Raw genomic sequence first — 6406 nt, 5'->3', positions numbered from 1 at the left:
ACCTGGTCGCGGCGCGCTGCCAGGCCTGACCGCCCGGACTTTTGCCCCGGTTACGACGATCCGCCCTAACGATTTGATTTAGATCAGATTAACGTAAACACTCTGAAAAATGAGGTGATTCAGAGTGTTCACGATCTGCGCAAGACAAGGTGAGCCCTATAGCCCCGCCGTCACCACGGCGGCGTCCGTGCGGCTGCGGCCCTTCCTGCGGGGACAGGGTCCTCTCCTCGGCGTCACACCCCCCCGTTTGCCCAGAGTCCGCCGCACGACGAGCGGGCGTTGCGCAACGGCGCCGAGGCATGACCGACTCTGCCTGGTGGCGTGACCAGGAAGCGCCCTCCGACCTGGCCCGAGACTACCGCGAGGCGCTAGCGTCCGGGGTCGCACCGCCGGGCTGATCCCGCGCGGCCCTACTCCCGGCCCTCGTACCGCGCGGCGACGAAGTACAGCCCTTGCGCCGGCGCGGTCGGGCCGGCGGCGGCGCGGTCGCGGGCGGCCAGGGCGGCGCGCAGGTGGGCGGCCGTCCACTTGCCGGCGCCCACCAGCGCCAGCGATCCGACCATGTTGCGCACCTGGTGATGCAGGAACGACCGCGCGCGGGCCGTCACGTGCACCTCGTCCACCGCACGCGTCACCGTCAACGCGTCCAGAGTCTTGACCGGGCTGTCGGCCTGGCACTCGGCGGCGCGAAAGCTGCTGAAGTCGTGATGGCCCACCAGTTCCCGCGCGGCGGCGTGCATGGCCTCGGCGTCCAGCGGCCGCGCGTGCCACCACACCCGCCCCCGGTCCAGCGCCGGGTCGGCGCGCCGGGTGAGGATGCGATAGAGATATTGGCGCTCGACGCAGGAAAAGCGGGCGTGGAAGTCCTCTCCCACGACGTCGGCCGCCAGCACGGCGATGGGCGCCGGCCGCAAATGGGCATTGAGCGCGTCGGCCAGCTTGCCGTCGGGCAGGGTCTTGGGCAGGTCCACGTGCGCCACCATGCCCAGGGCGTGGACCCCCGAATCGGTGCGCCCGGCGGCGTGAAAGCGCACCGCCGCGCCGCAGATGCGTTCGGCCGCCTCCTCCAGCACCTGCTGCACCGAGGGGCCGTTGTCCTGACGCTGCCAGCCGACGAACGGGCCGCCGTCGTATTCGATCAGAAGCTTGTAGCGGGGCATGGTGCCAGCGTCCCTACCCCAACACCGTCCCCGGCGGCAACGGGCGGCCGCGCAGGAAGGCGTCGGCCTCCACAGGTCCCTTGCCGGCGCGTTGCAGGCGGTTCAGGCGCAGCGCCGTGCCGTCGCCGCAGGCCACGGTGGGGGCTTCATCCAGGACCGTGCCGGGCGCGGCCTCGGCGCGGCCCTCCACCGGTGTCGCGGCGAGCAGCTTGATGCGCTCGCCGTCGTGCTCGAAGAAGGCGCCTGGGAAGGGCGTCAGGCCCCGGATATGACGGCCCAGATCCTCCGCCGGCCGGCTCCAGTCGAGGCGGCTTTCCGCTTTGTCGATCTTGGCGGCGTAGGTGACGCCTTCGTCCGGCTGCGGGGTGGCGGTCAGCGTCCCGGCCTCCAGCCCCGCCAACGCCTCCAGGATCAACGGTCCGCCCATGCCGGCCAGGGTGTCGTGCAACGCGCCGGCCGTCGTGTCCGGCCCGATCGGCGTGCGGGCGGTCAGCAGCATCGGGCCGGTGTCCAGGCCGGCCTCCATCTGCATGATGGTCAGGCCCGTCTCGGCATCGCCGGTCATGATGGCGCGCTGGATCGGCGCCGCCCCGCGCCAGCGCGGCAGCAACGAGGCGTGGATGTTGACGCAGCCCAGGCGGGGCGCATCCAGCACCGGGCGCGGCAGGATCAGGCCATAGGCCGCCACCACCGCGACATCCGCGCCCAACGCCGCGAACGCTTCGCGGTCGGCCGGGTCCTTCAGGGTCGGGGGATGGCGCACCGGCAGCCCCAGCGCCTCGGCGGTCACGTGCGTGGGCGAGGGCCGGTCCTTCTTGCCGCGTCCGGCGGGGCGGGGGGGCTGGGTGTAGACGCAGCACACCGTGTGGGCCTCGGCCACGGCCGTCAGCGCCGGCACGGCGAAGTCCGGCGTGCCCATGAAGACGACGCGCAGCGTCACGCGGCGATGTCTCCGTTCTTCTTCCGCTTCTGCAGCTTGCGCAGGATCATGCCGCGCTTGATGGTGCTGAGGTAGTCAACAAAGAGCGTGCCGTTCAGGTGGTCGATCTCGTGCTGCACGCAGGTGGCCAGCAGGCCGTCGGCGTCGATCTCCCGCGCCTGGTTGTCGCGGTCCAGATAGCGCACCCGCACACGGGCCGGCCGCGTGACGTCCTCGTACATGTCGGGCAGGGACAGGCAGCCCTCCTCGTGCACGTTCATCTCGTCGGAGCGCCAGATCACCTCCGGGTTGGCCATGCGCAGCGGCTGGGGGGCCTCGCCCTCGCGTGCCACGTCCACGACAATCACCCGCTTGAGCACGCCCACCTGAGGCGCCGCCAAGCCGATGCCCGGCGCCGCGTACATGGTCTCCAGCATGTTGTCCATCAGCGTGGCGATTTCGGCGTCGACGGCGGCGACCGGCTCGGCCTTGCGCTTCAGGCGCGGATCGGGGGCGACGACGATGGGCAGCACGGCCATGGGTGGGGTCCTCGGACGGCGCACGGACAGGGGCGGACGCGGCGGACGGCCCGCCCGCGTCATCGTTCCGACATAGGGCCTGGGGCGGCGGCGGTCAAGCGGAGCCCCTCGGCCGCCAGGGCAATCTGGTGAACGACGCAGATATGAGCGAAAACCCGCGCGAGCAGCTTCTTGGCGAGCAGCCCACGCCACGCATGGTTGCGCGGAGCGCAGCGACGACGTGCCCGTTTTGTTCAAGGAGCGTTTGGTTGCCAATCCTGGCCTGTCCTGAGGAGGGCGTTAGCGAGGACGACGAGCTTTCGCATGACGGCGAAGATGGCGACCTTCGGCTCTTTTCCGGCTTCGATGAGGTGGTCATAGGCGACCTTGTGATCATCAGGCCCCGGCGGCTATACCGGCCGGCGCGCCTTCAGCGCGGCGCCGATGGTGCCGTCGTCGAGGTAGTCCAACTCGCCGCCCACCGGCACGCCCTGGCCCAACGACGAGACCGCTAGGCCGGGCGCCACGGCCGCCAGCCGCTCGGCGATAACGTGGGCGGTGGTCTGGCCGTCCACGGTCGCCCCCAGGGCGAGCACCACCTCGCGCACGGTGCCGCCGGCGCAGCGGGACTCCAGCACCGGGATGGTCAGGTCCTCCGGCCCCACGCCGTCGAGCGCCGACAGCACCCCGCCCAGCACATGGTAGCGGCCGGCGAAGGCGCCGGCGCGCTCCATGGCCCACAGGTCGGCCACGTCCTCCACCACACAGATCAAACCGTCATCGCGGCGCGGATCGGCGCACACGCCGCACGGGTCGCGGGTGTCAAAGTTGCCGCAGGTGGAACACGGCCGCACCCGCTCCGCCACATCGCCGAGCGCGGCCATCAGCGGCCGCAGGGCCGGCTCGCGGTTCTGGATCAGGTGCAGCGCCACCCGCCGGGCCGAGCGCGGCCCCAATCCGGGCAGCCGCGCCAGCAGGGCCATCAGGCGGTCGATCTCGGGACCGGTCATGGCGATGGGTCTGGCTGGGTCTGAACCATGATGCCCTCCGCCGCGTTTCTCAATCCCGAGGCGATCGTCTTCCCACGGCTTGTCCAACCAAGCCCGCGACCACGGCCTCTGCGAAAACGTGACCCGTCATTGCGAGGAGCGTAGCGACGAAGCAATCCAGAGCGGATATTTGCGTTTTGCGCTCTGGATTGCTTCACCCTCTTCTTGCGAAGTGGGTTCGCAATGACGAAGAAGAGTAATGGTGTCAGTACCAGATCGGCTTCCAGCCGACGACGAGCAATCCGGACCGAAACGATCACATCGGGAAGTTCATGCCGGGTGGCAGCTTCAGGCCACCGGTCATCTTGCCCATCTCTTCCTTCATGGCCTCGTCGGCCTTGGCCTTGGCGTCGTTGAAGGCGGCGACGATCAGGTCCTCGAGCATCTCCTTGTCCTCGGGATCGACGATGGACTTGTCGAGCTTCAGCGAGCGAAGTTCGCCCTTGCCGTTGATGACCACGTCGACCATGCCGCCACCCGCCGTGCCGGAGACCTCCATCTCCTGCATCTTCTGCTGCATCTCGGCCATCTTGGACTGCATTTCCTGGGCCTGCTTCATCAGGTTGCCAAGGTTTTTCATGTGTCGTCGTCTCCGAAACCGTCTTCGAGTGTGCCGAACGCCGGCGCCACGCCGTCGTCCTCCATGATGACCGCGTCGCCGGCGAGGACATCGCCAGCGTCGTCCGCCGCCTCGACCGCCGCGGGTGCCTCCGGGGTCAGTGCCCGCACGGACCCCACGCGGGCACCCGGAAAGGTGTCCAGCACCGCGCGCACCAGCGGGTCCGCCAGCACGCTGGCGTGAAGCTGCTCGTGCAGGGTGGGCTCGCCCGGCCGGTCCGAGACCATGACGACCCAGCGCCGTCCCGTCCAGTCCAGAAGCGCCGCGCCCAGGCGCCCGGCCAGATCGCGCGGCGCCTCCGGGCCGGGATTGATCTCGATCCGCCCGGGTTCGAACGCCACCAGGCGCACGTCATGGGTCAGGTGCTTGGCCAGCCGGCCCTCGCGGCGCTCGCGGGCCAGGTCGACCACGGCCTGGAACGAGGGCACGTCGACGATCGCGCCGGAGTCCGCCGTGTCTCGCCCCTCGGCCGAGTCGCGTCGGGGCTCGGCCAGGGCGGCCACCGGGCCGTTGGCGCGGGCCTGCGGCGCCGACCCTTGCGGCGGCGCGGTTGGCGTGGCGGTCGCCGTGCCGACGGGTGCACCTGTCGGCGCCGAACCGCCGCCACCGCCACCCCCCGGCCCGCCGCCAGGCGACCCGCCGGCCTCGGTCACGCGGGCGACCACCTCGGCGGGCGACGGCAGGTCGGCGGCATAGGCCAGCCGGATCAGCGCCATTTCGGCGGCCTGCAACGACGCGTGCGCCATGCGCGCCTCGCCCAGGCCCTTCAGCAGCATCTGCCAGGCCCGCGTCAGGCTGGCGATGGACAGCGTCTCGGCCAGGGCGCGGCCGCGCGTGCGCTCGGCCTCCGGCACGGCGGGGTCGTCCTCGCCGCCCTTGACCACCTTTAGCCGCGTCAGCCAGTGCGTCAGGTCCAGCAGGTCCTGCAGCACCACCAGCGGATCGGCGCCCAGCGCGTATTGCGCGCTCAGCAGATCGAGCGCGGCGGCGATGTCGCCTTTCATCACCGACTCGAACAGGTCGAACACCCGGGTCCGGTCGGCCAGCCCCAGCATGTCGCGCATCTGCGCTTCGCTCACCGTGCCCTCACCGTGGGCGATGGCCTGATCGAGCAGCGACAGCCCGTCGCGCACCGAGCCGTCCGCCGCGCGCGCGATCAGGGCCAGCGCGCCCGGTTCGACGGCGCCGCCCTCCTTCTCGGCGATGCGCCCGAAGTGGGCGGCCAACTCGTCCTGGTCCACCCGGCGCAGGTCGAAGCGCTGACAGCGCGACAGCACGGTGACCGGCACCTTGCGGATCTCGGTGGTGGCGAAGATGAAGGTCACATGGTCCGGCGGCTCCTCCAGCGTCTTCAACAGCGCGTTGAAGGCGGCGTTGGAGAGCATGTGGACTTCGTCGATGATGTAGACCTTGGTGCGCGCCGTGGTCGGGCGATAGCGCACGCCGTCCAGGATCTCGCGGATGTCATTGACGCCGGTGCGGCTGGCGGCGTCCATCTCCAGCACGTCGACGTGGCGGTCGGTCATGATCGCCCGGCAGTGCTCGCACACGCCGCAGGGGGTGATGGTGACGCCGCCGGTGCCATCCGGCCCCACGCAATTGAGCGCCCGGGCGATCAGCCTTGCGGTGGTCGTCTTGCCGGTGCCGCGCACGCCGGTGAGCATGTAGGCTTGCGCCAGCCGGCCGTTGCGCACCGCGTTGGTGAGGGTGCGCACCAGGGCGTCCTGGCCGATGAGCTGGTCGAAGGTGGTGGGGCGGTATTTGCGCGCCAGCACACGGTAGCCCGGATCCGATCCCTTCTCCGGACCCGTCGGCGTATCGGTCGGGGCCTCGGCGGGGGGCTCGGTCATCGCTGGCGGGAACGTGGCGCGAAGGGCATGGGGGGCGTGGAAGACTGGACGGCGACCCGGACCGAAACTCGTTACGGCTGCTTCCTTCCGGACCTGACCGGGTTGGCGAGGAGCCCGTCCACCGCCAGCCTTCCGACCCCTACTATAGGAACCCGCCCCGGGGGGAAGCAAGGGGCGTCTGTTCCGGCGCGCGCGAAAGGCGCCCCGCCGCGTGCTGTAGAACATGTCGTATTCTCGCCCAACTTAAACACCGCCTTCCCAGAGTATATTCAATATCAATGGGTTGCGGGC

The 6406-nt window shown here is 70.4% G+C and carries 6 protein-coding genes and 1 other RNA gene; all 7 read right to left on the bottom strand.

The window, feature by feature from the left end; genetic code table 11:
- Positions 1–410: 410 nt before the first annotated feature.
- Positions 411–1160: a tRNA pseudouridine(38-40) synthase TruA gene (gene truA / locus Q0309_RS14435; protein WP_299442556.1), complete on the bottom strand. Its 750-nt coding sequence runs from the start codon at positions 1158–1160 to the stop codon at positions 411–413.
- Between the two features lie 13 nt (positions 1161–1173).
- A complete protein-coding gene (gene fmt / locus Q0309_RS14430) occupies positions 1174–2094 on the bottom strand; it encodes a methionyl-tRNA formyltransferase (RefSeq protein WP_299442559.1) in 921 nt (306 codons plus the stop codon).
- Positions 2095–2096: 2 nt separating this feature from the next.
- Positions 2097–2618, bottom strand: coding sequence for a peptide deformylase (def, locus tag Q0309_RS14425; RefSeq protein ID WP_299442553.1), 522 nt, complete (start codon positions 2616–2618; stop codon positions 2097–2099).
- 389 nt (positions 2619–3007) lie between these two features.
- Positions 3008–3607, bottom strand: a complete 600-nt coding sequence (gene recR / locus Q0309_RS14420) for a recombination mediator RecR (protein WP_299442550.1) — start codon at positions 3605–3607, stop codon at positions 3008–3010.
- Positions 3608–3902: 295 nt separating this feature from the next.
- Positions 3903–4226 carry a YbaB/EbfC family nucleoid-associated protein gene (locus Q0309_RS14415; RefSeq protein WP_299442547.1) on the bottom strand — a complete coding sequence of 108 codons (324 nt, stop codon included), beginning with the start codon at positions 4224–4226 and terminating at the stop codon, positions 3903–3905.
- A complete protein-coding gene (locus Q0309_RS14410) occupies positions 4223–6115 on the bottom strand; it encodes a DNA polymerase III subunit gamma/tau (RefSeq protein ID WP_299442544.1) in 1893 nt (630 codons plus the stop codon). The genes Q0309_RS14415 and Q0309_RS14410 overlap by 4 nt, the downstream gene beginning before the upstream one ends.
- A 35-nt stretch (positions 6116–6150) precedes the next feature.
- An RNA gene (gene ffs, locus Q0309_RS14405) (signal recognition particle sRNA small type) lies at positions 6151–6249 on the bottom strand.
- Positions 6250–6406: the final 157 nt, after the last annotated feature.

The organism is uncultured Rhodospira sp., from assembly GCF_937138205.1.
Classification (GTDB): Bacteria; Pseudomonadota; Alphaproteobacteria; order Rhodospirillales; family Rhodospirillaceae; genus Rhodospira.
This window is presented reverse-complemented; position numbering and strand designations above follow the sequence as displayed.